Source organism: Actinomadura sp. 6N118 (genome assembly GCF_044326415.1).
GTDB lineage: Bacteria > Actinomycetota > Actinomycetes > Streptosporangiales > Streptosporangiaceae > Spirillospora.
The window spans coordinates 253888-279887 of sequence record NZ_JBIRAZ010000006.1 but is presented as its reverse complement, the minus strand read 5'-3'; the positions used below and the strand labels follow the sequence as shown (position 1 = coordinate 279887).

Sequence of the window (26000 nt, the reverse complement as noted above, 5' to 3'; positions counted from 1 at the left end):
TCAGCCTTTGCACCGGTCGTCGGTGAGAGGGATGCCGGTGGGCGCGGGGCTGCCGTCGTTGTAGCGGACGCCGGTGAGCCTCACCTCGCATCGGTAGAAGTTCACCCACGAGCCGTACGACGCGGCCCGGCCGAGGACTTCGAGCTTGGTCGGGGTTCGCTGGAGGAACCGTTCGAGCAGCGGCTTGTCGGCTTCGAGATTGCCGGTCAGCCGCCGGAGCTGGGTGATGGAGCGCGCCAGCGGCTCCTGGTTCACCTTCAGCAGGTTGGCGGTGGAATTGGTCAGGTCGTCCAGTGCGGCGATCGCCTCACCGATCGGCTGCCGGTCGGAGGACAGGCCCGACACCAGGGCCCGCAGGGTGCGGATCAGGTCGACGACCTGGCGGTCCCGGTTGTTGATCGTGACGGTCACCTCGTTGAGGTTGTTGATCAGATCGCCGATGACCTGGTCCTTGTCGGCGAGCGTCGAGGTGAGGGAGCCGACGGTGCGCATCAGGGATTCGAGGGTGCCGCCCTCCCCCTGCAGGACCTTGATGATCGACTCGCTGAGCTTGTTGACGTCGCCGGGCGACAGAGCCTGCATCAGCGGCTGGAAACCCTTGAACAGCTGGGTCAGGTTGAGCGGCCCCTGCGTTTGCTGCTCGGGGATCGTGCTGCCGACCGAGAGGTAGGCGCCGGGCGCGGCCCCTGGGGCCCCGGGGTCGAGGTCGATGTAACGGCCGCCGACCAGGTTCAGGTACTTCACCGAGGCGGTCACCGAATTGGGCAGCCGCCGGTTCCGGTCCACGGTGAACGTCACCAGGGCCAGCCGCCGGTTCGTGATCTCGATCTTCTTGACCTGCCCGACCTGCACTCCGGCGATCCGCACCGAGTGCGCCGGGTAGAGCCCGGCGACATCGGTGAACCGGGCCCTGTAGGCGACCCGGTCGCCGGTCGTGGTGTTCATGATCGAGGCGGCGAGCAGCGCGGTGGCCGCCAGCGTCGTGGCGATGAAGATCAGAGACTTGATCAGCGGGGAGATCGTGCCGCGCGTCTTGCCCCGCAGATTGCCGAACACGCTCACTGGCCCGCCCCCTTCCCACCGGAGGTGTCCATGCCCGGGAAGGTGACGCGGGTGCCCCGGTAGATCGGACCGAGCAGCGCCCCGGACCAGTCCGGCAGCTCCTCGGGCGCCTCACGGAGCGCGGGCGCGGTCAGCTCGTTGATCAGCCGGGTCTCGCCGGGGGATCCGGCGAGCGTGCCCACCGGGAGGACGCCCGGCTTGGTGAGTTTCGGCGTCGAGCCGCCGCCGGGATCAAAGGGCACGCCGTAGCAGTGCGGGCCGGCGTCGGCGGTGTAGCGCGGCCGGTCCACGCCCGGCAGGTAGCGGCCCTTGTGCTGGACGGTGTTGATGTTGACGTGCACGCCGGGCTTCTTCGTGCCCTTGCCCAGGGCCTTGTCCATCAGGGGAACGAACTTGGCGATCGACGCGAACGTGCAGGGGAACTCCGGCGAGTACCTCGCGAGCGTCTCCAGCGAGTCGCGCGAGACCCGGGGAAGCTGGATCAGGTTGTCCTCGTTGCGGCGCAGGAAGTTCGTCAGGTCCCGCGCCGCCCGGGTCACCGACTCGTGCGATGCGGCGAGGTTGGCGCGCTGGTCGGCGATGGTGCGCGAGGTGCTGACGAAGTCGCTCAGCCCGTCCAGGATGTCGGGCGTCACCTCGCTGTAGTTGTCGGCGAACTGCGCGACCTCGACCAGGTTCTGGTTGAGGGCGGGCAGGTGCGGGTTGAGCTCTTTCAGGTACGCCTCCAGGGTGACGAGGTTCCGGCCGAGCCGGTCGCCTCTGCCTTCGAGGGCCTGCGCCATCGCCGTGAGGGTGGCGGAGAGCTGCGCGGGCTTCAGCGCGTTCAGCAGTCGCATGGTGCTCTTCAGCAGGTCCCGCAGTTCGATCGCGTTGCGGGTGTTGTCCTCGGAGATCACCGACCCGTCCCGCAGCGCTGCGGCGACCACATTGGCCTGCGGGTTCATCCCCCGGCCCGCAGGCGGGACGAGCGCGACGTAACGGGCACCGAACACCGTCGTCGGCAACAACTGCGCCGCCACGTCCTGCGGGACACGCTTCGCCTGGTCCGGCCGCAGCGCGAGTCGCAACTGGGCGCCGGAGCCGTCCGCCGTGATCGACCGGACCTCCCCGATCACCACGCCGTGCAGCTTGACGTCCGCACCCCGGTGCATCTCGAACCCGGCCGTGGACGTCCGCAGCGTCACGAACGTCACGTCCGTGAACCGCTTCTGGTAGAACGCGACCGACAACGTCACCAGCAGGACCGGGACGAGCAGGAACACGACGCCCAGCAGCCGGCGCCGGAGCGTCTCGTACGGCTTCACCCTGGCCATCAGCCGGTCACCTTCACCGTGGTCGTGGCGCCCCAGATCGCCAGGGAGACGAAGAAGTCCGTCACCGAGATCACCACGATCGCGGTGCGGACCGCGCGGCCGACGGCGACGCCTACCCCAGCCGGTCCGCCGACCGCGCGGTAGCCGTAGTAGCAGTGCGCCAGGATCACCATGACGCTGAAGATCAGCACCTTGACGAACGACAGCACCACGTCCTCGGGCGCGAGGAAGATGTTGAAGTAGTGGTCATAGGTGCCGGCCGACTGCCCGTTCAGCAGCACCGTCACCTGTCTGGACGCGAAGTAAGAGGACAGCAACCCGATCCCGTACAGCGGGATGATCGCCACCACGCCCGCGATGATCCGCGTCGTCACCAGATAGGGCAGCGAGGGGATGCCCATGCCCTCCAGGGCGTCGATCTCCTCGTTGATCCGCATCGCGCCCAGCTGGGCAGTGAATCCCGCGCCGACCGTCGCCGACAATGCCAGCCCAGCGACGAGCGGAGCGATCTCACGCGTGTTGAAGTAAGCGGAAACAAAGCCGGTGAACGCCGACGACCCGATCTGGTCGAGCGCCGCGTACCCCTGCAGGCCCACCACGGTGCCGGTCGCCAGCGTCATGCCGATCATCACGCCGATCGTGCCGCCGATGACGCCGAGCGCGCCCGACCCGAACGCCACCTCGCTCAGCAGCCGCAGCGCCTCTTTCAGGTAGCGGTGGATCGCGCGCGGCGTCCACAGCAGCGCCTTGATGTAGAAGCCGAGCTGGTCACCCGGCTGATCCAGCCACCGGAACAATCTCGACGGATTACGCGCGTAGTCGCGGAAGGTGGTCGACGCCATGCGTCATGCCCCCTTCGGCGGGACGACCTGGATGTAGATCGCCGTGATCGCCAGGTTGACCATGAACAGCAGCAGGAACGCGATGACCACCGACTGGTTGACCGCGTCCCCGACCCCCTTGGGCCCGGCCCCCGGGTGAAGCCCCCGATAAGCCGCGACGACCCCCGCGATGAACCCGAAGATCACCGCCTTCGTCTGCCCCACATAAAGATCCGGAAGCTGCGCCAGCGCCGAGAACGAAGCCAGATAGGCCCCAGGCGTCCCATCCTGAAGAGCAACGTTGAAGAAGTAGCCACCGGCCACGCCCACAACGGACACCAGCCCGTTCAGGCAGAACGCCACCGCCATACAAGCGATCACTCGCGGCACGATCAGACGCTGGATCGGCGAGACGCCCATGACTTCCATGGCGTCCATCTCCTCGCGGATCGTCCGCGACCCCAGATCGGCGCAGATAGCCGACCCCGCCGCACCCGCGATCAGCAGCGCCACGATCAGCGGCGAGGCCTGCTGCACAACGGCCAGCACCGACGCGCCACCCGTCAACGACTGCGCGCCCAGCTGCTTGGCCAGCGACCCGACCTGCAGGGCAATGACAGCGCCAAACGGAATCGACACCAAAGCAGTAGGCAGGATCGTCACGGACGCGATGAACCAGAACTGCTGGATCAGCTCCCGCACCTGGAACGGCCGCTTGAACGTCATCCGCAGCACACTCGCGGCCAGGGCGAACATCTGCCCGGTCTGCCGCAAGCCCCCAGCGAGCGGCATGTAGTCGGACGGATTCACCTTCACTGGCTGCACCCGCGACCGCACGGGCTCGGGCGCCGCGGGCGGCGGCGGTGGCCCTTGCGGTGGGGGCGGCGGCCCCTGCGGCGGGGCAGTCACGCCCCACCTGCCAGGTGGCCGACCATTGTCTTCTTCAACATCTGCTGCCTCGAAAAAAAAGGGGGTAGGTGAGGTTGCTAGGCCGAGGCCCATGGAACGGGCGGCGGTGGTCCTCCCATGGATCGCCTCCTGTGCGCGTTTTGAATGGCTTCCTGCGCCTCCGCCGGAAGCAGATGCAGGTTCGCCATCACCCGCTGGCTCCGGCGAACGGCGCCCATACGTTCGGGCAGGCCAGGGGAAGGCTCCAGCTGCGGCGGGAGCTCCATCTCACGCACCTTCAAAGACCCGAACCGCTCAGCTTCAGCCGCCAACGTGGCCGCGTCCTTCTCTTCGCTCATCCCAATGGGCCCATGCCGGTTGCCGCGCAAAAATTGAGCGACCACCGGATCCCGCGACGTCAGCAGCACCTCCCGCGGCCCGAACGTCACCAGATCCCGCCGGAAGAGCATCCCCATGTTGTCCGGCACGGTCGACGCGATCTCGATGTTGTGCGTGACGATCAACATGGTGCAATCGGTGCGCGTATTAACGTCGATCAACAACTGCGACAGATAAGCCGTCCGCACCGGATCAAGCCCCGAGTCCGGCTCGTCGCACAAGATAATTTGTGGGTCCAACACCAGCGCCCGCGCGAGCCCAGCCCGCTTGCGCATGCCACCCGAGATCTGCCCAGGCAGCTTGCGTTCCTCGCCCCCGAGCCCGACCATGTCCATCCGCTCCAGCACGATGCGCCGGATCTCCTTCTCCGACTTCCGCGTGTGCTCCCGCAGCGGGAACGCGATGTTGTCGAAGAGGTTCATCGACCCGAACATCGCGCCGTCCTGGAACATCAGCCCGAACTTCTTGCGCGCCGCAAAAACCTTCCGGTCCGAGTCCCCAACCATGTCGACGCCGTCAACAAGGACCCGTCCCTTCTCAGGCTTCAACAACCCGATCAGCGACTTCAAAAAGACGGTCTTCCCCGTCCCTGAAGGCCCCAGCATCACGCTCACCTCCCCCGCCGGCAGCGTGAGCGACACATCCCGCCAAATGGTCTGTTTGCCAAACGACATAGTCAGACCCTCGACCGTGACCTCAAACCCCATTCAGCACACCCCCATCACTGAGCAGTCACCGTCTGAATCGGGTCCGCCTTGAATGTTCCCGTCACGCCGAGCCGGTCGCCGGCCTGAAGAGAAACAGCGGGACAGAGGGCATTCACGTTTACTGCCACCAGATTGGTGTCCTCGATCGTGACTTCGCCGGTGCGATTGCTGTAGGAGATATCGATATGGCCAGGCGTCCCCGCAGGGCCGGTCCAGTCCGCCTCACAGCCGTCATCGAGTCCGATCACCTTGGCAGTCACTCCGGGGGAATCATTGATCAACTTGCCGCGCGTCGTCCCACTGGAGGCGTCATAGGACTCAGCATTGAATTCAAGGGGCAAGTCATTGATGACGACTTGCATGGCCAAATGAGAAGGCCCCTCACAGATGTCCGGATCTCCCACATATCCGCCTAGGTGGACTTCATCGACCGACACCAGGCCGATACCAGACAAACCCGAACCCGTTTTAGCCGTGGCCTTCACCTCGGCTGCCGAACACGTAATGAGCGATCCTCGGGTCACATTTCGAGGGATGATGTTTCCCACGTTGGTGGCCACAATCTGCCCACCTGGCGAGAACGTCCAGGTCAGAGAACTCGCAACCGCTACGGAGGCGGCGACGAACGTCGCCGCGACAGCGAAGGATCCGCCCAGGACGCCCCGGGCGGTCCTGCTCATTCCACGATGGTCGTCATGGCTCACGGACTCGTCACCACCTGATCTGAACCAATGAGTAGAGGACCTTCGAAAGTCAGCCTGTCGCCGTTCTGGTAGAAGTTCGCAGGGCATTTATTGTTCACGTTCTTGGCGACGATGTTGCCCGTCGCCGTCGCGACCAGCCTGCCCTTGGAGCCGCCGCTCGGATTTGTGTACGTGACGCCGATCTTGCCGGGCTCGGAACCCGAACCGCCGAAAGAGAGTTCACAGCCGTCGTCGAGCCCGACCAGAGATCCAGTGATTCCGACTCCGTCTGGAGCGTCACCGTTGACCAGGAATCCCGTCGTGACGCCGGTCGCCGTGTCGTGGGAAACGGCGTCGAATTCCACCGGCATGTCGTTCATGAAGACCTGAAGAGCGCCGAAGGGGTAGTGACAGATCTCCGGATCACCTGTCCAGCCACCGAACCTGACGAAGTCGAACGCCATCAGCGATTGCCCGGGCAGACCCGTCCCTGACTGGGCCGTGCCGGAGACCTCCGTCTCCTGGCAGTAAGCCAGCAGACCACGGGTGACATTACGGACGATGAAATTCTGAGTGGTGTTCACCGACGCGATCTGGCCGCCGGGGCTTACTGTCCATCCAGCGTCGGCGGTCGCGGCGGACGCATTGGCGACGATCGACGCGAGTACCGCTCCGGCCGCGCCCACGGCGATGGCCGACCGCTTGAGGCTTCTCATCGGCGATCTCCTAAGCTCTCTCGCCGGTGATCGACAGCCGGGGTTCGGGGACCGCGATGTCGGAGAAATCGAGCGAGATCACGTCGTCCTTGGCGAAGAACCGGTCACAGCCGGGGTTCGTCGTGGCGACGACGAGGCTTCTGGGCTTGACGGTGAAGGTGGGCGGGTTGGCCCTGTTCTTGAAGTAGGTGTCCCACGAGGAGGCGGCCGTCGTGCTGATATTGCAGGTCCGCGTCACGGCGCCATCGAGGAAGCGGAACGAGAACCTGATCTGGCCCAAGGGACTGTAGATCCGGGTCACTCCGGTGGCCCGGTCGTAGTCCTGCGTGTACAGCGTCAGCGAGGGCATCCCCGTGACGTTTCCACTTCCGGTGATCGCGCCCTCAGGAGCGGTGCAGGTCTTGGCGCCGGACATGGTCATTCTGCCGAAGGTCCCGCTGATCACTTCCTCGACGGTGTTCAGCCGCACGTTGAAGGACTCGCATTGGATGACCGCGCCCTTCGCGCCCCTAATGGTGAATCTGCCCGCGGCGATCTGCCAGACGGTGCCGAGCGGCGACACGATCCACCGGAGCGGTGTCTCGTTGCAGTTCTGCGGTTCGTCGAACTTCTTGCAGAGCTGGCCTTGGAAGATGGACGCGATGTTCCCTTCCCCAGAGGTACTGGCCGTGATGAGCGGACTCAGGTCCTCTCCCACACCGCACCCGGTGAACGGCGGGATTCGCAGGAGTTTGTCCTTAGGGGTTCTGTAAGTGCCACCCGCGTAGACCGGCGTGCCACCGGGGAAGTCGCCCTCAAGCTGGAGGAAGACTTTCCCGTCGGCCCTGCACCTGCCTCCCGGGTCCACGGGCACACCGTTCACGCTGATGCTCGACACGCCGACGGTGATCAGGCTCTTGGCGACATTATGGACTTTGCCTCGGAAAGGTCCTGGCGGGTCGCGCGGATCATAGTCGGAGAAGCTCGCGATGTTCGCCACGCCGTCCTGGCCGACCTCGGTGACCACGGTGGTCGGCATGAAACCGAAGCCCAGCATGGTGGCGGTGCCGGGATGCAGGTCGGTCACGCCATAGCTGTCGATTCTGATCCAGTCCCCTTCCGGGCTCTGGAGGTCACGCTGGCTGAGCTGGGCGGCGAGTTTCCCTCCGACTGGCGCGGCCGCTCCCAGCTTGCGAACGTTGGTGTAACCGACCAATTGGCCGCAGTACGGGTTTGGCGAGCCGATCTGTTCGCGGGTGGGATGGTCGGTGGGCTTGTCGAACTCCAGTTCCTTGGCCGGGTTGAACCCCGTCTCCGGTGGATTGCACCGGGCGACCGGCTCGGCCTGTGCGGCTTTCGGCTGCGGCGTGGGGCGTCCGTCAGCCGGACTCTCCTGGACCGCGATCGAGGCGATGGACGTCTCTCCATTGGGTTCGCACACGAGCTGGGTGACGCTCGCACCGGCGGTCTCGCTACGGAGCGCCAGGGCGAGCGAACCGGCATCGAGCTTGATCGCACCGCCCGCCGTTGGAAGCAGTCCCGGAACGGGGAAGGAGCCGCTGAGCCGTCCGGGCGCGGAGGGTGCCTGGGTGAGTTCCGCGGCCGGCCATCCGGCGTTGACGGTGCGTCCGCCCTGCCGGGCGTTGACCGTGAGCATCGCCGTGCCGCTGATCGCGGTGTCCACCGGACCGGTGACGGCCTCGCTGAGTGTGCCGGGGAGTTCGACCTGCATCGAGATCCGGCCGAGTCCTATCGCCTTGCCCGCACTGCCGCGCGATGTGGCCGCGCCAGCCAGCCGTACCTTGATCCTCTCATCGGCCCGCTGGTCGACCGCGCCCCTCATCTGACAGGTGTAGGAGATGGTCCTGCCGAACACCTTCGCCTCCGCGGGCACCGCCACGATCAGGCCGGTGAATGTGATCGCAGTGGAGACCACAGCGATCCGTGCGGTACGCCTTGCTGTCAGATGCATTCAGCACCTTCTGCTTAGGGAGGAGTCGGATACGGGGAGAGCCGCGTTCCCCACCGGAGGAGTGGGGAACACGGCCGTCGCAGTGCGGTCCCGTCAGGTCACGGGCTGGTGAGGGTCTGGTCCGAGTTCAGCTGGAAGGTGCCTTCCAGCGCGACCACGTCGCCGTTCTGGATGAAGTTCGAGGGGCAGTTGCCATTGACGTTGGTGGCCACGAGGTTGCCGCCGCTCGTCGTGGCCAACCTGTCGGTGCTGTTGGTGAACGTGCCGGGAATCGCACCGGGCTGGCCGTTCGCGCCGACGAAGTCGGCTTCACAGCCGTCGTCGAGGCCGATCAGCTTGCCGGTGATGCCGCCCGCGTCGGCGTTGGTGAGCGCACCGGTGGTCACGCCGGTGGTGGGGTTGTAGGAGACCGCGTCGAGTTCAAGCGGAAGGTCGTTGACGACGATCTGGACGGCAAGGCCGGACGGGCCTTCACAGATCTCCGGGTCGCCGGTGTAGCCGCCGAAGCGCAACGTGTCGACGCTGGCGATTCCCGTGCCGTCGAGGCCGGAGCCGGACTTGACGGTGCCGGAGGCCTCGGCGTCGGAGCAGGACACGATCGCGCCGCGAGTCACGTTGCGGCCGATGAGGTTTCCGACGTTGGTGCCGGTGACGGCGCCGCCGGGCGTGCTGGTCCAGGTCGCGTCCTCAGCGCTGGCCGAAGGTACGACGGCCAGGGAGAGGACGGTGGCAGTGGCGGCGGTGGCGAGTACAGAGGTACGGAGGAGCTTACGCAAGGGATTTCCCTTCTCGGGGTGGAACGCGCTTGTTCTAAATGAGGGACGCGGAGTAGGGAACGGTGGGGTGGTGTTGCGCGAGGCGGCTTCTCCTTACTGCGAGAACTGTTTCCTTCACTCCGGCGGGCGGCTTTCTCGGGCCGCCGTGCCGGAGGCATGGGGTGCCTTCTCACCTGGGACCACCCTTGTCCAGGTGAGCACCCACGGATGCGGTGGTACGGCTCGTACGTTACGGCCGAGTAGCCCCCCTCAGCAATACCTATTTGACAGAAACCAAGGGGAAAACCAGGCGATGTTCTCGCGCTTTGTCACAAGTTAAGTGTTCGATCGACGCGAAAACGTACGAGAACGAGTACTGGCGAGTAACACAGATAACGAACTGGTAAACACCGGAGGGTAGTCACGTGTGGATAGGGCCACCTGGACCCTTTTAGGGCATCCGTAAGGCCCTATGCCGATAAGCGCTGTGATCAGCGAAGACGGATGGAGAAGCCCAGGAAGGAGCGCGGTCCGGAGCGAGGCTCGCGGCGCTTGGGGAGGCTCGGGAGCTGGGGCTTCGGAGCACGCCGTGCGCGCGACTGCTTTGCCTGCTTCGGCCGGCGGCGTAGGGCGGGGACGGTCGCGGGCTTCAGGGCTCGGCGGGTGCGCATGAAGACGGCGGCGACCATGCCCAGGAGTGCAGCGAGCCAGGCACTTTGGGCGCTGGCGAGCAGGCCGAACACGTCGACGGCGTCGTCCGTTCCGGCGGTGAGGTGGGCGGTCGGGCCCAGGCTCATCTGCTGTGCGACCTGCGGGTTTTGGCCGGGCGCGACCTGCGGTAGCTGCACCTGCTTGCCGGGGAGCCGCTGGAACGGGAGCGCCTGTGGGCTCGTGTTCGGGAGCGGAGTCTTGGGCGCCTTGGGCGATGGCAGCTTGACCGGCGGCTTCGGCGGAGTCGGATACGACTTCGGCTCGCCGGGCTTGCCTGGGAGCTTCACGATCTTCGGGACGAAGCTGACCGAGGTGGAGTCGGACACCGTGCCGGTTGCCGAGGCAGCGCTCACTCTGAGAGTGACAACGCGGGCCTTGCGGGCGTCCGAGGGGACCGAGACGACGAAGGCGACTGTTTGTGGATCGGTCAGGTTGCCGAGAGTGCAGCCCGTACGGCACTGGCCCGAGACGGAGCCTCCGGTCACGCGGGCTCCGGTGATGCGGGCCTTGGTGACTGTTCCGCCGGTGGCACTGAGGGTCGCGGTGATGGCGACCGGTGTGCCTGCTTTGGCGCTGGCTTCCGTGGCCGACACGCTGATGGACAACTTGCCTTCGGGCTCGCCACTCGGGGTCGGCTCGGGCTCGCCGGCGAATGCGGGGAACGCGAGCATGAGTGAGGTAATCGCAGCAAGGACGGCCAGAAGGGTCCGCGTGCCGGTTGTTCTGAGCACGTGACTCCCTTCCTGGTCGGCCCGGCTGTACGCGAGGACATTACGACCAAGACCAACAACACTCAATAGGAATCGGCAGGATTCTCGCCGAACGGCCCTGACCTGCAGTTCCTCGTTGTCGAATGCTGAGCATTCGATCTTTCTGAACTCGTCGCCAACGAGTACTGGACAGTAATTGCAGCTCAGAGGCACCCATGGCGGGTCGTTATCACTAACTCAGCGCCGCCAAACATTTGTGTTATCCGAATCCGAGTACTCGCGGGTAATGTCTGCCTAAACCCTTGTCAGAACTCGCGAGTAGACCTATGTTTCACGTGCTCCAGTGCACGGTTTCGGGTGTGAGCTCCCCCCGCATGGCGCGCTCCCTACCGTCGTTGCTGCCCGGTCGCCGCCGAGGGCCTGGTGACCGGTCGTACGCGTTCAGCGGCCCCGACGCGGAGAGGTGTGTTTCATGACGCAGGCGCTCGAGCTCCCCGGTTCGGCGGAGCCCGACCCCGTGCAGGTCCCGCCGCAGTTCGCCCAGCTGATGTGGGCGGAGCTCGAAGACGTCATCAACGAGGTCGTGCAGGAGATCCGGCGCGCCATTCCGGAGTACGACCGCCCCGAGAACTCCGCGTACGACCAGATCCTGCGGCTGGGCGCCGAGAAACTCCTCACCGCGTACATCGAGCGCATCGCCGACCCGACGGTTCCGACGACCGAACGGGACGAGACCTGCCGCGCGCTCGGTCATTTCGAGGCCGTGGAGGGTCGCGGTCTCGACCACATGCAGGCCGCCTACCGGATCGCATTCCACATCGCCTGGCGGAGGACGGCGGCCATCGCCGAACGGGAGAAGATTCCGTCGGTCATCGTCACCACGATGGTCGAGTCGATGCTCACCTACATGGACGAGGCCATCACCCAGACCCGGCACGGTCACCGGCAGGCGATGGAGCACGCCGACCTGCGGCGCCGCGAGCATCGGCGGCAGTTGCTGCATCTGATCCTGCAGCAGCCGGCGGTCGTGCCCGAGGCCATCGAGGACCTGGCACGGACCGCGTCGTGGCCCCTGCCGGAAGAGGTCACGATGGTGGCGATCCATCCGGACGCGCCGTGCACGCTCTCCGCGCTGGACGCCGACGTGCTGATCGATCTTGATGCCGCCGCGCCATGCCTCCTTGTGCCCGGGCCGCTGAACCGCAACCGGAAGAGCATGCTGGAAGCGGCGCTGTCTGAGGCCAGCTCGGTGCTGGGTCTCACGATGCCGCTCGACAAGGCGACGCATTCGCTGCGCTGGGCGCGACGGGTGCTGGAGCTCGCCGAAGAGGGCATCATCCGGGACGGCTCTCTGATCCCCTGCGAGCAACATCTGATGACGATGTGGCTGCTCTCCGACGTCACTCTGATCGAGGAGCTCACCCGCCGGCACCTGGCCCCGTTCGACGACATGTCGGACGGCCACCGCAGGAAGCTCACCGAGACGCTCGCCGAGTGGGTCACCACGCGCGGCAACGCGGTCGAGCTGGCCGAACGGATGAACGTCCACGCGCAGACCGTCCGCTACCGGCTCCGGCAACTGGAGAGTTACGTCGGCGAGAGTCTCGCCGACCCGGACACACGCTTCTCTTTGGACGTCACTCTGCGGGCAGCCAGCCTGCACAGGCGGCGTCACCTGGGACGACGCGGAACCCCCGGCGACCGTGGCGAGTGACATCAGAGAACGGTGTTGCGAACAAGCGCTTGGGTAGACTCAGTGGATTATCAACTCGCGATTGTCGAAAGTGAGTACCCGCCAGGACTGATCACTCGTTACGGACCGCCACGCCGTGATCACGAGCGACGATTTTACGTTTGCTTTAACTTCTGGCGGTGGTATCCCACTTAATGTCAGTGTGCTCCAACTCACAACCAGCGCTCGGGGGACGCGCAGGGGTCCCCCGCTCGGCGCGTCCCTTCCGGGACCAGATGCCGTACTGACACACGGCCGCATGAGACCGGGTGACCCCGCCAGGTCTCGGTCCGGCCGTGCCGACGGTGTTTCCTGGAGGTGCCCACCGATGCCCCGAACGCTCGAGACGGGGACGCTGGAATCAGCGCCGCCGCCGCTCCCGCGGCGGCTCCTCACCATCCTGCGGCCGGAGTTGCCCAGCCTGGCCGAGGAGATCATCGAAGAGATCCCCCGAGCGCTCCCCGAATACGACCGGCCGATGCAGGGCCCGTACGTGACGGCCCTGCAGATCGGCGTCGAACGAGCTCTCGACCAATTCGTCGCGCGGGTGGCGGACGCCGCTCCCGATCCCGGCCGACATGCCGACACCTACCGCCGTCTAGGCCGCTTCGAGGCGCATGAGGGCCGCTCCCTCGACAGCCTTCAGGCCGCGTACCGGATCGGTGCGCAGGTGGCCTGGCGCCGCCTGATGGCCATCGCCGCACGGCATGACCTGTCGTCGTCGGTGATGGCGCAGCTCGCCGACGCGCTGTTCGGCTTCATGAACGAGTTGGCGTCGCTCTCTCTCGCCGGTTACATGGACGCGCGCCCGACCGAGATGGACGACCAGCGCCGGCGGCTCCTGCACCTGATCCTGTCCAGGCGCCCGGGCGCAGGCCGCGCCATCGCCGAACTCGCCGAGCTCACTGAGTGGAACGTGCCTGACGAGGTGACGCTGGTCACCGTCCCGCCCGGCGCGCGCTGCGTACGCGAGGCCCTCGACGACGACGTGCTGGTCGATCTCACCGCGGATGAGCCGCGGCTCCTCGTCCCGGGCCGCGCCCCGGGCGGGCAGCCCGAGCCGCTGCCCGCCGAACGCCGCAAGATGCTCGCCGAGGCGTTCCCCGACGGCGGTGTCGCGGCAGGGCTCACCGTGCCCCTGGAGCACGCCGCGGACTCACTCCGATGGGCCCGGCAGGCGCTCACCTTGATCGAGGCCGGAGTGCTCGACGACGGGCCGGTGACCTCGTGCGAAGACCATATGGTCACGCTGTGGCTGCTCTCCGACTGCGCCCTGGTCGACCAGCTCGCGCGCCGGCACCTCGGCGGGATGAACGACCTCGAACACGGCCAGCGAGAACGGCTCGTGGCGACGCTGCACACCTGGCTCACGACCCGCGGAACGGCCGCGGAAATGGCCGATGAACTGCACGTCCACCCGCAGACCGTCCGGCACCGCATCAAGCGCCTCGAAAAGGAGCTGGGCGGCCGCCTCACCGACCCCGACGCACGCTTCGCGATCGAGATCGTGCTGCGTGCGATGTGGTTGCGGGACCGCGTCCAGCCCGAGCCCCAAGACCAGCCGGAGGATCACTGAAACACTCACTCGATGACAATTTATCGATCATCGAGAACGGCGATTTCACCTTCGGCAAGAACTCTGCAGGCAAGGGTTGATAAACACCTCCGGTCCATGTTGATATCAAATCAGACGCTTCTTTTATTTGATATTTCTGCCTGGTCCGGAGGTGTGGAGGAAGTGCCCCTGCGCACGGCACGCGGCGCGGTCCTGGCAGGGCTCGGCGCTGCAGCGATCCTGGCCGCGGGCTCGGCGGCCCCGGTGGCCGCCGAGCCGACGCCCAGCCCGTCGGGAACGGTCTCGGATCCGGCTCCCAGCGATCCGCCGTCCGACCCGCCGTCGAATCCGCCCTCAGATCCGCCCTCGGACCCGCCGTCCGACCCACCCACCGATCCCCCGACGGACCCGCCGACCGATCCGCCCACGGATCCACCGACCAAGCCGCCGACGGATCCCCCCACTGACCCGCCCTCGGACCCGCCGACCAAGCCCCCGACGGATCCGCCCACCAAACCGCCGCCTTCCAAGCCTCCGACAGACTCGCCCACCAAACCTCCTGGCAAGCCACCCGGCAAGCCTGACCCGGCGCCCGCGCCTCAACTGTCGGCGGGGTTGACGATGAGTTACCCGGTCGCGGCTCCCGGCGGCACGGTGACCGCCACGGTCCGCGTGACGGCGAGCAAGGCGAACGCCAGCGGCACCAGGGTGAGCCTCTCCGGCGCCGGTGTCTCCATCAGTCCCGGGTCGCAGAGCCTTGGCACGGTGACCGCGTCCGGTATGGGCGCGTTGGCCACCGTGAAGATCCCGGCGACCGCCAAGCACGGCGTGATCACGATCGTGGCCACCGTGACGGCCAACAAGGCGGCGAGCACGTCCGCGCGTGCCACCGTCGTCGTCACCGCGCCGGAGAACATCACGCCGCCGCCCGGCCTCGGCCCCGGCTCGCCCGGATCCCCAGGCGGCTCGGCTCCAGGAGGCGGGTACAGCCCGTTCAGCCTGCCGCCCAGCCAGGTCGCGCTGCCGCCGGTCGCCTCACCGCAGATCGCCCCGGACGCCCAGCCGATCCTCTCCATGGCCGCACTGCGGGCGGGCGCCGAGCCGACCTTCGAGGCGACGACCCTCGCCGCCCTGCAAGCTGGATGGCTCGCTGGGTTGGTGACCTCTGTGGCGTTGCTCCTCGCCAGGCTGCAGTTGCTTCACCGGCGCCGGACCGCTGGTCGGCAGGCCCGGCGCGTCCTCTTCCTGCCGTACAAAACCAAGCTGCCCGACGGCGTGAAGCTCCCAGACGGCGTGAAGCTGCCGAAGGGCAAGAAGCTCACCGCCGCCCGCCTGCGCGCTCTACCGCCGCAACCCTCGCAGTCCACGCGGCCTGCCAAGCGTGAGCGCGCCGTACGGGTGGTGTGGGTGCCGTTGCGGGCTCCCCGCATCGCTCGTCCTTGAGCCATCGCTCGTCCTTGAGCGCCGCGCCTTGAGGCCGTTCGCCATCCGGCCTCATGACAGCCCGGGGACTATCTGGTGATCAGGTAGTCCTCGGGCTTGGCCTTGCGCGAGCCCGCCCAGAACTCGAAGGTGTGCCCAGGCCAGAGCGTCCGGTTGACGCCGTTCTCGTCGAGGTACCAGCTCTGGCAGCCGCCCTCGCTCCACACCGCCTTGCGCAGTCGCTTGTGCATGCGGTCGTTGAACGAACGCAGCGCGGCGGGCTTGGGCTCGATGGCGTCGCCGCCAGTGTCCTGGAGCAGTTTGAGGCAGCTGAGCACGTGCTGGATCTGCACCTCGATCATGAAGACGACCGAGTTGTGCCCCAGGCCGGTGTTGGGGCCCAGCAGCGTGAAGAAGTTGGGAAAGCCGGGATAGCTGGTGCCCCTGTAGGCCTCGATGCCGTTCGCCCAGAGCTCCTGGATCTTCAGCCCGTTCCGGCCGACGATGGTCTGCTCGTTGAGCGCGTCGGTCACCTTGAAGCCGGTGCCGTAGATGATGGCGTCCACCTCGTACTCCCGGCCGTCCCCAGTGACGATCGAGTGCTCGCGTACCTCGGCGACGCCAGCGGTCTCCACCTCCACATTGGGGCGGGCTAGCGCCGGATAGTAGTCGTTCGACAACAGCACTCGCTTGCAGCCGATGGTGTAGTCCGGGGTTACCTTGGCACGCAACTCGGGGTCGGAGATCTGCCGCTCGATGTGCCAGCGGGCGAGCCTCTCCATCGGCCCCGACAGTCGCGGGTCGATCGTGAAGCCAACGGCGCGGGCCTCCAGCGTCCAGTAGATGCCGCTGCGGAACGCGCGCGCCGCGCCCGGCACCTTCTCGAACGCCTTGCGGACGGGCGCGGGGAACGTGCGGTCCGGCTTGGGCTGGATCCATGGCGGGGTGCGCTGGAAGAGAACGAGTTCGTCGACCTGCTCGGCGATCTGCGGGACGAACTGGATCGCGGACGCGCCGGTGCCGATGACGGCGACGCGCTTGCCCCTGAGGTCGTACGAGTGGTCCCAGTCGGCGGAGTGGAAGGCCTTGCCCTTGAACGTCTCCATGCCGGGCAGATCGGGGTACGACGGGACGTGCAGCGCGCCGGTCCCGGAGATGACGGCCTTGGGCGTGAAGACGGTGCCGTCGGCGAGCGTCACGTTCCAACGCTTGGCCTCGTCGTCGTATTCGAGCGCGTCGACAGTGCTGTTGAAGCGGATGTGCTCGCGGACGCGGTACTTGTCCGCGGTCTTCTCCATGTACGAGCGGATCTCCGGCTGCGGGGCGAACATCCGCGACCAGCCCGGGTTGAGCTCGAAGGAGAACGAGTACATGTGGGATGGGACGTCGCAGGCACAGCCGGGATAGGTGTTGTCGTGCCAGGTACCGCCGAGGGCCTCGCTCTTCTCCAGGACGACGAAGTCGTGAAAGCCGTGCTTCTTCAGTTGGATCGCCATGCCGAGCCCGGCGAATCCGGAGCCGATGATGACGATCGCCGCCCGTTCGCTCATGCGCTTCCCTCCCACACTGACCTACTCTGGGTAAGTTACCGGGAGTAGGTTACTGACGATAGGTCCAACAGAGGGGATTCCGCTGTGAGCACCGCCACACCGCGCCGCCGCCGGATGTCCCGTGCCGAGCGGGAGCGGCAGATGCTCGAGGTGGCCGAGCAGGTGTTCGCCGACCGCGGTTACCGGGCCTCGTCCATGGACGAGATCGCCGAGCGCTGCGGTGTCTCCAAGCCGATGTTGTACGAGTACTTCGGCTCCAAGGACGGGCTGTTCCACGCGGCCATGGCCCGTTCGAAGGCGGAGCTCTACGAGGTCACGCAGAAGGCGATGGCGGGTGCGACCACACCCCAGGACATCCTGCGGCGCGGGATGCTCGCCTACTTCGAGTTCGTCGACTCGCACAGCGGCTCGTTCACGATGTTGCTCTCCGAGCCGTTGACGGTGCCGCCGGAGAGCGCCGACCTGGTCGAGGAGACCCGGCAGCAGCAGAGCTCCCTCATCGCCGGCGTGCTGAAGTCGTTCGCCCCGAACGCGCCGGATGCGGCCCTGCACGCCTTCACCGAGATCATCATCGGCGGCTGCGAACGGCTGTCCCTGTGGCGGGCACGCCATCCGGACCGGCTCAGCGTCGAGGAGGCCGCGAGCCACATGACCGACTTCTGCTGGCAGGGCCTCAGTCCGTACGTTCCGTGAGCTCCGTACGCTCCATGAGCCCCTTGTGCAGGGCGTCCAGCGCGTAGATGAGCATGTCGAGGCCGAACTCGAAGTCGGTCTCCGGGTCGTGCCGGGCCAAGTCCGGGGCGAACGCGATGACGTGCGGGAATTCGTCCGGGTCGAGGCGCGACAGCGACTCGGCCACCGCGGGCTGGTAGTCGAGCGCCTTGGCCTGGCCGATCTCGCGCATCTGGGCACCGAGGGCGTAGGCCATCAGCGCGCGCATGATGCGGACGGACGTCTCGCCGTCGAAGCCCGCGGCGTCGGCCAGGGCGAGCGCGCGCTCGGCGGGGCGCAGGCCCACCGGAGTGTCGATCTTGTGGGTGAACACGACCGTCATGCTGCGCGGGTAGTCGTGCGCGACCTTGCGGAAGGCCCGTACGAGCGCGCGGGCCCGTTCAGTGAACGGCTCGTCCGGGTCGTCGGCGAGATCGATGCCGGCCACCACGTGCTCCGCGACGCCCTCGAAAAGGGTCGCCTTGTTGGGCACGTGGTTGTAGAGGGACATCACCGCGACGCCGAGCTCTGCGGCCACCCCCCGCATGGAGAGCGCGTCCGCGCCGTCGCGCTCGATCAGCTCGACGGCGGCGCGCACGATGCGCTCACGCGTCAGCACCGGCCGTGCCGCTCCGGGCACGGCCTCCGCAGGAGTGACGGAACTCACTTTGCTGCCCATCGGCCCGTCCCTTTCCCACCGTTGACGCCTGTAAGTGGCTCGTGACACGGTACGTACATCGTACGTCTGACGTACAACGTACGTCAGCACCTCAACGCGGAGGGTGTACCCGTGTCGACTCATGACCTCTACACCGAGCCCGTCGACAAGTCCACCTGGCAGGTTCCGATGACCGGGGATGCCCGGTTCACCTGGGAGTACGACGACGCGCGGGACCGGCTGCTGGCCCTCTACCAGAAGGGCAAGGACAAGCAGTGGGACTCGGAGAAGCGGATCGACTGGGACCTGGAGGTCGACCCGCACAACGCGCTCGGCGTGCCCGACCAGTCGCTCGCCATCTACGGCACCAAATACTGGGACATGCTCAGCCCCGAGGAGATCGGTGAGCTGCGACGGCACTCGGTCTCATGGCAGTTCTCCCAGTTCGTGCACGGCGAGCAGGGTGCGATGATCACCGCCGCGCGGATCGTGGAGTCGGTGCCCGATCTGGACTCCAAGTTCTACTCGGCGACCCAGACGATGGACGAGGCGCGGCACGTCGAGATCTTCTCGCGCTTCCTCCAGGAGAAGATCGGGATGGTCTACCCGATCAACACCAAGCTGCAGGACCTGCTGAACGAGACGCTCACCGACTCGCGCTGGGACATGCCGTACCTCGGCATGCAAGTGCTGATCGAGGGGCTCGCGCTTGCCGCGTTCGGCGTCATCCGCGACATCACCACGAAGCCGCTGCCCAAGCAGATCCTGGCGTACGTGATGCAGGACGAGGCGCGGCACGTCGCGTTCGGGCGGCTGGCGCTGCGCGACTACTACAAGCAGCTGTCGGCCGCCGAACTCAAGGAGCGCGAGGAGTTCGTCATCGAGGGCTGCTACCTCATGCGCGACCGCATCCGCGGCCGGGAGATCTGGACCAACTTCGGGATCGACCCGAAGGAGGTCGACCACATGGTCGAGAACTCCCCGTACATGCGGATGTTCCAGAGCCTGCTGTTCAGCCGCATCGTGCCCTGCGTCAAGGACATCGGGCTCTGGAGCGAGCGCATCCAGCAGACCTACGACGACATGGGCGTGCTGGACATGTCCAAGGGCGACCTCGAAGCGCTGATGGGGCAGGACGAGGAGATCGCCGAGAAGCTCGACGCCGAACGATTCGCCGCCGAGGAGGCCGATCGCAAGGCCGAGGTGGACGCCGTGATCGCCGCGGAGGCGGCATCCTGAGTACCTTTTCCTGAGATCCGCATCTTGCTGAGATCCGTATCCCCCGGGAGGTACCCCATGCCCATCGCGCAGTTCGACGGAGCGCTCGCCGTCGTGACCGGGGCCGGCAGCGGCTTCGGCCGCGCCACCACGCTGGCCCTGGCTGAACGCGGCGCGAAGGTCATCGCGGCCGACATCGACCTGGAGTCGGCCGAACGCACGATCGTCCTGGCCAAGTCGCTGGGCGCGGACGGCACCGCCTACCAGGTCGACGTCGCGGATGCCGGCGCGATGGAGTCGTTCGCCGACGAAGTGCGGAGCACCCACCGCGTCCCGGACATCGTGGTGAACAACGCCGGGATCGCCGTGGCCGGCCCGTTCCTCGACACCGGCCTCAAAGACTGGGAACGGATCGTCGGCGTCAACCTCTGGGGCGTGATCCACGGCTCGCGGCTGTTCGGCAAGCAGATGGTGGAGCGCGTCAACAACCTGCCCAACAAGCCGGACAAGCCCAACAAGGGCGGGCACATCGTCAACATCGCCTCGGCCGCCGGGTTCACCCCGTCGCGCGAGCTGCCCGCGTACTGCACGACCAAGGCCGCCGTGGTGATGCTGAGCGAATGCCTGCGGGCCGAGCTCGCCGGATCGCGCATCGGCGTCACCGCCGTGTGCCCCGGCTTCGCCAACACCAACATCGTGCGCAACGCCACGTTCGTCGGCGTGAACGAGGCTGAGCAGGAGCGGCTGCGCGAACGCGGCCAGCGGGCGCTCCAGATGCGCCGCTACCCGCCGGAGAAGGTGGCGGAGAGGATCGTGGAGGCGATCGCGAAGAACAAGCCGCTCGTGCCCGTCAACTTCGAGAGCCACCTGCTGCACGCGCTCTCCCGCGTCTCCCCCGCCTCGCTGCGCCTGCTAGCCCGGATACCTGCACCGCTCCGTTAGGAGGCCTCCATGCCCACCTCCGGAACCGTCACCGACCGTCCCCGTACCGCGCAGATCCGCTGCAAGGACGGGAACCACACGCTCGAACTGACCGACCGCGAGGTGGTCGCCGACCGGCTCCTCAGGACCTCCCGGAAACACTCGTTCGACCCCGACGTGGACGTGGATTGGGATGCCCCGCAGGATCCGGACCGGTTCTATATGCCGCCGCAGCTCGTGTCGCTCTACGAGACGCCGCTCTGGGAGAGGCTGACGCACCGGCAGCGGGTGGAGCTCAGCAAACGGGAGATGTGCAGCATCGCCTCGTTCGGGATCTGGTCAGAGCTGCTGCTGATGCAGGGGCTGATCCAGCATGCCTACCGTAACCGTTACGACAGCGGGCACTTCGCGTACGCGCTGACCGAGGTCGCCGACGAATGCCGGCATTCGAAGATGTTCGGGCAGATGGTGAAGACCTGCGGGCTGAAGACCCACCATGTGCACCGCATCCCGTTCGCCATCGGCAAGGCCGTGAACGCGGTGTACGACCCGATGCCGATGTTCGCCGGGGTGCTCGCCGTGGAGGAGTTCACCGACGCCTTCCAGCGGCTGACGTTCCCGGACGAGGAGATCCAGCCGCTGATCCGCCAGGTCACCCGGATCCACGTGATCGAGGAGGCCCGGCACATCAAGTACGCGCGGGAGGAGCTCAAGCGGCTGGTCGCCAGGGCCCCGGCGGTGCAGCGGCGGCTCGCCGCCTACGGCCTCGCGCAGGGCATCCGCCTGATGAGCAGCCAGGTCATCCACCCGTCCTGCTACCGGGCGGTCGGGCTGGACCCGGCGTTCGCCCGCCGGGTCGCCCTGCGCAGCCCGCACCGCCGCGCCACGATGGCGTGGTCGTTCCGCAAGTGCACGGAGTTCTTCAAGGAGGTCGGCTACCTGGACGGCGCCGCCCGCAATATCTGGATCAAGGCTGGCCTGCTGGCCGGCTGAGCGGGTCGAGCGGACTGCGTGGGTCAGTGGGCTGTGTGGGTCGAGGGGCCTGAGCGGGTGGAGCTAGGCGAGCATGTCCGCGGCCGGGCGCTCGACCAGCGGCACATCGGCGGGATGGTCGATGAGCGCGAGGCAGGCGGCGTAGCCGGGGCCGGGGTCGAGGGTGTGCATGGCCATGCGGCCGGGCAGGTCCGGTTTGCCTTCCCAGGCCACCAGCCGCGGGGGCTCGGCGGGCGGCGACATGTGCAGGTGCGTGAGTGCGACCCGCAGGCCGTCGCCGGTCGCCTTGAGGGCGGCCTCCTTGCGCGTCCAGTACGCGACGAGCGTGCCGGGGCTCATCCCGGCGGCCGCGGCGTCGGCCTTCTCGGCGGGCGCAAGCAGGTGCCCCGCGATGGACTCCGTCGGGCGCCCGGCCTCCTCGACGTCCACGCCGAGCGGACCGTAGGGCGAGATCGCCACCGCCACCCGGTCGCCGGAGTGGGAGACCGAGACGTGCGGGCCGCCTTCGATGACCGGGCGCCCGTGCGGCTTGCCGCAGTCGTCGCACGCCCGGTCGATGAGAACGTGTTCTGGAGCGAGGTCGCGTGCCCTCCCCACGGCGATCCGGGTGATCGCGACGCCCAGGGTGAAGCGATTCCGGTCGGCGTCACGCAGATACCGTTCCCGGCGCCCGCGTTCGACCGCGTCGAGCAGCTCGGTGTGGACAGGACGCACATCTCCCAGGGTCGCCCACCAAACTGCAACCGGTTCCACCATCAACTCCCATCAATCGACGGACAAGGTCCGCTTGGCCGTCCGATTTCACATTAGGCGATGGCCACGCGGCGTCGGCCACGGCAATTCAATTGGTACACCTAATAGAACGCCGCAGGCCGCAGGGTGATGGTCCATCCTGCGGCCCGCCTTCTGAGGATCTCCGGTTTGCCCCCGGGGACTGCTACACCCAGGACACTCCTACCAATTGCGCATACACGCCGTCGACCTCCTCCTCCCCACGGGCCGACCGTACCGGGCATCGCCCTCCCACCGGGCGGGCCGGTACCGCCCTCCCCTATACCGAAACACCTTAGGAGCGAATGACAGCCCTTATCCCGCGTTCGGCCGAATTCGGTCAGAAATGATTCAACTGATACCGGCCAGCACTTCTCGCGCGACGTCCGTGGCTTTGGCGAGACACGTTTGCTCACGCGAATCCGTTTCATTTTTACTCTCGGCATATTCGCTGTAACTGACGGCTATCACCGTATTGCGAAGTCGCACGGTGACCTGTCCGACGACGGTCGGCTGCCCCTTGTCCACCTTGAACCAGCGGAACGCCTCGTCGCCGAGCCCGGAGTTCCGCTTGAGGCTCACCGTCCGCTCGAGCGTGGGCTTCTGCGCCTGGGTCCATTGGGCGTTGTAGTAGCCCTTCGCGTCATCGACCGGCGACGTGGACTTGTCCGGCGGGTAGAGATGGGCCTCCACCCGCAGCCAGCGCGAGTCCGCCCCGGTCGAGGCGTACGTGCATGTCGTCAGGGTGCTGTTGCGGCTCTGCTCCTGGCGGCGCGCGCCAGGGATGAGACGACGGACCGTGCCCTGGCCGACCGTGCTGCAGGGCTCGGGCAACGCGGTGATCGGCGGCGCGCCTGCGTCGCTGGGGCTCGGCGACGGCGAGGACGGCTTCTCCGAAGGTGTGTCCGAGGGCGACGGCGGCCCGGAGGTCTCCGTTCCCCCTCCGCCCGGGGGCGCGGGAGCCAGAGACCGCCCGGCCTTCTCCCGTTCGCCACCGCCCGACACGACCACGAACACCACGGCGGCGGCGATGGCGAAGGACACCACCGCGGTCACCACGGCGGCGACCCGCGGGCGGCGCGCCCGCGCCGGCGGGTCCGGCGCCGAATAGACGCGTTGGAAAGGCTCAGGCGGACGTGGACGCCCCACTCCCCGCTCCCTACTCACCCGACAACTGCCCCAACGGCCCCTATGCCCGAAAAGGTAATCGGGCGAACGTGCCTCTGGCCAGAGGCCCCGGTAGCGGCAAGTGTCAGACCTTACAGACACAATGGGAGATGTGCTGCTCGCGGAGATCGCTCGTACGTCCGACGCGGTGGCCGGCACGTCGGGGCGCAAGACCAAGGTGGGGCTGCTCGCCGAGTGCCTGCGCGCCGCCGGTCCCGACGAGGCCGCCATCGTGGTGGCCTACCTGTCCGGAGACCTTCCCCAGCGCCAGATCGGCGTCGGTTACGCCTCGCTGCGCGAGGTGCCCGAGCCCGCGGCGACCCCGTCCCTGAACGTCCCCGAGATCGACGCCGCGTTCACCGACATCGGCGCCGTGGCGGGCAAGGGCTCGGTCGCCCGCCGCCGCGAGCTGCTCTCCGCCCTCCTCGCCCGCGCCACCCACGCCGAGCAGGACTTCCTGATCCGCCTCCTGGCCGGCGAGCTGCGCCAAGGCGCCCTCGACGGCGTGATGGCCGAGGCGATCGCGGCCGCGGCGGAGGTCCCGGCCACTGAGGTTCGGCGCGCGGTGATGCTGCGCGGCGCCCTGGGCCCCGTCGCCACCGCCGCGCTGGCCGACGGCGTCGACGCCCTCCGCATGTTCGGTCTGGAGGTGGGCCGCCCCATCAAGCCGATGCTGGCCGCCGCCGCGCCCACGATGGAGGAAGCCCTCGACAAACTCATAGACGGCGACAAGCTCAAGGACGAGGTCGCCGTTGAGTGGAAGATGGACGGCATCCGCGCCCAGATCCACGTCACCCCGGCCTCAGACGGTCGCGGCGTCCGCGTCTTCACCCGCACCCTCGACGAGATCACCGACCGTCTTCCCGAGGTGGTCGAGGCCATGCGCACGCTCCCGGTCCAGACCGCGGTCTTCGACGGCGAGCTCATCGCGCTCCGGCCCGACGGCCGCCCTCACCCGTTCCAGGTCACCGCGGCCCGCACCGCGACCCGCACGCACAGCACCGGCTCCGTGCCGCTCTCGGTCTTCCTGTTCGACGTCCTCCACCTCGACGGCGACGACCTGCTGGACGCCCCGTCCGCCGAGCGCCACACTGCGCTGGCCCGGGTCGCCCCCGAAGACCTCCGCATGCCCCGGGTCGTCACGGCATCCCCCGGCGAGGCCACCGAGTTCTTCAAGGAGTCCGTCGCGCTGGGCCATGAGGGCGTCGTGGTCAAGTCGCTCGACACCCCCTACACCGCCGGCCGCCGCGGCGCAGGCTGGATCAAGGTCAAGCCACGGCACACCCTCGACCTCGTCGTGCTGGCCGTCGAATGGGGCCACGGCCGACGCCAGGGCCTGCTGTCCAACCTCCATCTGGGCGCCCGCGACCCCGAGACGGGCGGCTTCGTGATGCTCGGCAAGACGTTCAAGGGCCTCACCGACAAGCTCCTCGCCTGGCAGACCGAAAAGCTGCGGGAGCTGGCCGTCAGCGAAGACTCCTGGACCGTCCACGTCCGCCCTGAGCTGGTGGTCGAGATCGCCTTCGACGGCGTCCAGCACAGCCCGCGCTATCCCGGCGGCATCGCCCTCCGCTTCGCCCGCGTGCTCCGCTACCGTCCCGACAAGTCCGCCGCCGAGGCCGACACCATCGACACGGTGAAGGCCATCGCCCCGGTCATCGACTGATCTGGCGGTCTCATTTGATCATCTGGCTCACGTGCCGAGGAAGCGCAGGTCCAGGCGGCTGAGCCGGTCGGGGTCGGCGAGGATGTCCAGCTCGACGATCTTCCCGTCGGTGACGGTGAAGGCCAGGACGGAGAACGGCCGGCCGCCCACGGTGGAGACGACGCCCGCGGCCCCGTTCACCAGCGCGGGCGTGGCGGCATCCGCGATCCGGCCGTAGGTGATGGCGCCCCGGGCCACCGTCGTGGCGCCGCGGACGACGGTCATGCGGCCGCCCTTGCCCGCGTCCGAACGCAGCACGACGTCCGGATCGAGGACGGCGACCAGCGCGTCGAAGTCGCCGCCCCGGGACGCGGCGAGGAAGGCGTCGACGACCTCGCGCTGGCGGGCGAGGTCGGGATCGGGAGCCGGGGCGGTGCCCTGGACGCGGCGGCGGGCCCGGCTGGCGAGCTGGCGCGTGGCGGCCGGGGTGCGTTCCACGATGGGGGCGATCTCCTCGAACGGCATCGCGAACATGTCATGCAGGACGAACGCGAGCCGTTCGGCCGGGGCCAGCGTCTCCAAGACCACCAGCAGCGCGAGGCCCACGGAGTCGGCGATCAACACCTCATGCTCGGGATCGGCGCCCTCCTGATCTCGCACGATCGGATCCGGCAGGCGCTGGTCCAGCGGATCCTCCCGCCGCGCGTTGCGGGAACGCAGCATGTCCAGGCACACGCGGCCGACGACCGTGGTGAGCCAGCCGCACAGGTTGTCGATCCGGCTCGCGTCGGAACGGCTGAGCCTCAGCCACGCCTCCTGCACCGCGTCGTCCGCCTCGCTGAGGGAGCCGAGCATGCGGTAGGCCACGGCCCGCAGGTGCCCTCGGTCGGCCTCGAAGCGTTCGGCCAGGAAGCCGGTGTCGTTGATCAGCCGGTCGTTCA

General features: G+C 67.5%; 24 protein-coding genes. 9 read left to right on the top strand and 15 right to left on the bottom strand.

What is annotated here, in order from left to right:
• From ACH34W_RS17700 to ACH34W_RS17655, 10 genes are all read right to left on the bottom strand, one after another.
• Nucleotides 1-1062 carry an MCE family protein gene (locus ACH34W_RS17700; protein ID WP_395961986.1) on the bottom strand — a complete coding sequence of 354 codons (1062 nt, stop codon included), beginning with the start codon at nucleotides 1060-1062 and terminating at the stop codon, nucleotides 1-3.
• Nucleotides 1059-2375, bottom strand: coding sequence for an MCE family protein (locus ACH34W_RS17695; RefSeq protein ID WP_395961985.1), 1317 nt, complete (start codon nucleotides 2373-2375; stop codon nucleotides 1059-1061). The genes ACH34W_RS17700 and ACH34W_RS17695 overlap by 4 nt, the downstream gene beginning before the upstream one ends.
• Nucleotides 2375-3217: an MlaE family ABC transporter permease gene (locus tag ACH34W_RS17690; protein WP_395961984.1), complete on the bottom strand. Its 843-nt coding sequence runs from the start codon at nucleotides 3215-3217 to the stop codon at nucleotides 2375-2377. The genes ACH34W_RS17695 and ACH34W_RS17690 overlap by 1 nt, the downstream gene beginning before the upstream one ends.
• A 3-nt stretch (nucleotides 3218-3220) precedes the next feature.
• Nucleotides 3221-3988, bottom strand: coding sequence for an ABC transporter permease (locus ACH34W_RS17685; RefSeq protein WP_225993535.1), 768 nt, complete (start codon nucleotides 3986-3988; stop codon nucleotides 3221-3223).
• Nucleotides 3989-4182: 194 nt separating this feature from the next.
• Nucleotides 4183-5190 carry an ABC transporter ATP-binding protein gene (locus ACH34W_RS17680; RefSeq protein ID WP_395961983.1) on the bottom strand — a complete coding sequence of 336 codons (1008 nt, stop codon included), beginning with the start codon at nucleotides 5188-5190 and terminating at the stop codon, nucleotides 4183-4185.
• Nucleotides 5191-5204: 14 nt separating this feature from the next.
• Nucleotides 5205-5870 carry a hypothetical protein gene (locus ACH34W_RS17675; protein WP_395961982.1) on the bottom strand — a complete coding sequence of 222 codons (666 nt, stop codon included), beginning with the start codon at nucleotides 5868-5870 and terminating at the stop codon, nucleotides 5205-5207.
• 20 nt (nucleotides 5871-5890) lie between these two features.
• Nucleotides 5891-6589, bottom strand: coding sequence for a hypothetical protein (locus ACH34W_RS17670; RefSeq protein WP_395961981.1), 699 nt, complete (start codon nucleotides 6587-6589; stop codon nucleotides 5891-5893).
• 10 nt (nucleotides 6590-6599) lie between these two features.
• A complete protein-coding gene (locus ACH34W_RS17665; RefSeq protein WP_395961980.1) occupies nucleotides 6600-8540 on the bottom strand; it encodes a hypothetical protein in 1941 nt (646 codons plus the stop codon).
• Between the two features lie 98 nt (nucleotides 8541-8638).
• Nucleotides 8639-9316: a hypothetical protein gene (locus ACH34W_RS17660; protein WP_395961979.1), complete on the bottom strand. Its 678-nt coding sequence runs from the start codon at nucleotides 9314-9316 to the stop codon at nucleotides 8639-8641.
• A 470-nt stretch (nucleotides 9317-9786) separates the two neighbouring features.
• Complete coding sequence (locus ACH34W_RS17655; protein WP_395961978.1) at nucleotides 9787-10737, bottom strand: hypothetical protein; 951 nt, start codon at nucleotides 10735-10737, stop codon at nucleotides 9787-9789.
• 451 nt (nucleotides 10738-11188) lie between these two features.
• On the opposite strand from ACH34W_RS17655, the gene ACH34W_RS17650 reads away from it, so the two are divergent.
• From ACH34W_RS17650 to ACH34W_RS17640, 3 genes are all read left to right on the top strand, one after another.
• Nucleotides 11189-12430, top strand: coding sequence for a PucR family transcriptional regulator (locus ACH34W_RS17650; RefSeq protein WP_395961977.1), 1242 nt, complete (start codon nucleotides 11189-11191; stop codon nucleotides 12428-12430).
• Between the two features lie 346 nt (nucleotides 12431-12776).
• Nucleotides 12777-14024: a helix-turn-helix domain-containing protein gene (locus ACH34W_RS17645; RefSeq protein ID WP_395961976.1), complete on the top strand. Its 1248-nt coding sequence runs from the start codon at nucleotides 12777-12779 to the stop codon at nucleotides 14022-14024.
• A 162-nt stretch (nucleotides 14025-14186) separates the two neighbouring features.
• Complete coding sequence (locus ACH34W_RS17640; protein WP_395961975.1) at nucleotides 14187-15446, top strand: hypothetical protein; 1260 nt, start codon at nucleotides 14187-14189, stop codon at nucleotides 15444-15446.
• A 68-nt stretch (nucleotides 15447-15514) separates the two neighbouring features.
• On the opposite strand, the gene ACH34W_RS17635 is transcribed toward ACH34W_RS17640, so the two are convergent.
• Nucleotides 15515-16975, bottom strand: a complete 1461-nt coding sequence (locus ACH34W_RS17635; protein ID WP_395961974.1) for a flavin-containing monooxygenase — start codon at nucleotides 16973-16975, stop codon at nucleotides 15515-15517.
• Nucleotides 16976-17059: 84 nt separating this feature from the next.
• Between ACH34W_RS17635 and ACH34W_RS17630 the strand changes: the two genes are divergently transcribed.
• Nucleotides 17060-17668, top strand: coding sequence for a TetR/AcrR family transcriptional regulator (locus ACH34W_RS17630; RefSeq protein WP_395961973.1), 609 nt, complete (start codon nucleotides 17060-17062; stop codon nucleotides 17666-17668).
• Here the strand turns inward: ACH34W_RS17630 and ACH34W_RS17625 are convergent.
• Nucleotides 17649-18365 carry a TetR/AcrR family transcriptional regulator gene (locus ACH34W_RS17625; protein ID WP_395961972.1) on the bottom strand — a complete coding sequence of 239 codons (717 nt, stop codon included), beginning with the start codon at nucleotides 18363-18365 and terminating at the stop codon, nucleotides 17649-17651. The two genes, ACH34W_RS17630 and ACH34W_RS17625, sit on opposite strands and share 20 nt — an antisense overlap.
• 111 nt (nucleotides 18366-18476) lie before the next feature.
• Between ACH34W_RS17625 and ACH34W_RS17620 the strand changes: the two genes are divergently transcribed.
• The 3 genes from ACH34W_RS17620 to ACH34W_RS17610 are packed head-to-tail and all read left to right on the top strand — an operon-like array spanning nucleotide 18477 to nucleotide 21476.
• A complete protein-coding gene (locus ACH34W_RS17620) occupies nucleotides 18477-19583 on the top strand; it encodes a ferritin-like domain-containing protein (protein WP_395961971.1) in 1107 nt (368 codons plus the stop codon).
• Between the two features lie 57 nt (nucleotides 19584-19640).
• Nucleotides 19641-20504: an SDR family NAD(P)-dependent oxidoreductase gene (locus ACH34W_RS17615; protein ID WP_395961970.1), complete on the top strand. Its 864-nt coding sequence runs from the start codon at nucleotides 19641-19643 to the stop codon at nucleotides 20502-20504.
• A 9-nt stretch (nucleotides 20505-20513) separates the two neighbouring features.
• Nucleotides 20514-21476, top strand: a complete 963-nt coding sequence (locus ACH34W_RS17610) for a diiron oxygenase (RefSeq protein ID WP_395961969.1) — start codon at nucleotides 20514-20516, stop codon at nucleotides 21474-21476.
• A 63-nt stretch (nucleotides 21477-21539) separates the two neighbouring features.
• Here the strand turns inward: ACH34W_RS17610 and ACH34W_RS17605 are convergent, their stop codons facing one another.
• Complete coding sequence (locus ACH34W_RS17605) at nucleotides 21540-22190, bottom strand: 4'-phosphopantetheinyl transferase family protein (RefSeq protein WP_395961968.1); 651 nt, start codon at nucleotides 22188-22190, stop codon at nucleotides 21540-21542.
• A 408-nt stretch (nucleotides 22191-22598) separates the two neighbouring features.
• Nucleotides 22599-22940: a hypothetical protein gene (locus ACH34W_RS17600; RefSeq protein ID WP_395961967.1), complete on the bottom strand. Its 342-nt coding sequence runs from the start codon at nucleotides 22938-22940 to the stop codon at nucleotides 22599-22601.
• 106 nt (nucleotides 22941-23046) lie between these two features.
• Here ACH34W_RS17600 and ACH34W_RS17595 point away from each other — a divergent pair, with 106 nt between their 5' ends.
• Nucleotides 23047-23358, top strand: a complete 312-nt coding sequence (locus ACH34W_RS17595) for a hypothetical protein (RefSeq protein ID WP_395961966.1) — start codon at nucleotides 23047-23049, stop codon at nucleotides 23356-23358.
• A gap of 168 nt (nucleotides 23359-23526) precedes the next feature.
• Nucleotides 23527-25080: an ATP-dependent DNA ligase gene (locus tag ACH34W_RS17590; protein ID WP_395961965.1), complete on the top strand. Its 1554-nt coding sequence runs from the start codon at nucleotides 23527-23529 to the stop codon at nucleotides 25078-25080.
• A gap of 27 nt (nucleotides 25081-25107) precedes the next feature.
• On the opposite strand, the gene sigJ is transcribed toward ACH34W_RS17590, so the two are convergent.
• On the bottom strand, nucleotides 25108-25986 hold the full coding sequence (sigJ, locus tag ACH34W_RS17585) for an RNA polymerase sigma factor SigJ (protein ID WP_395962234.1): 879 nt from the start codon (nucleotides 25984-25986) through the stop codon (nucleotides 25108-25110).
• Nucleotides 25987-26000 lie beyond the last annotated feature (14 nt).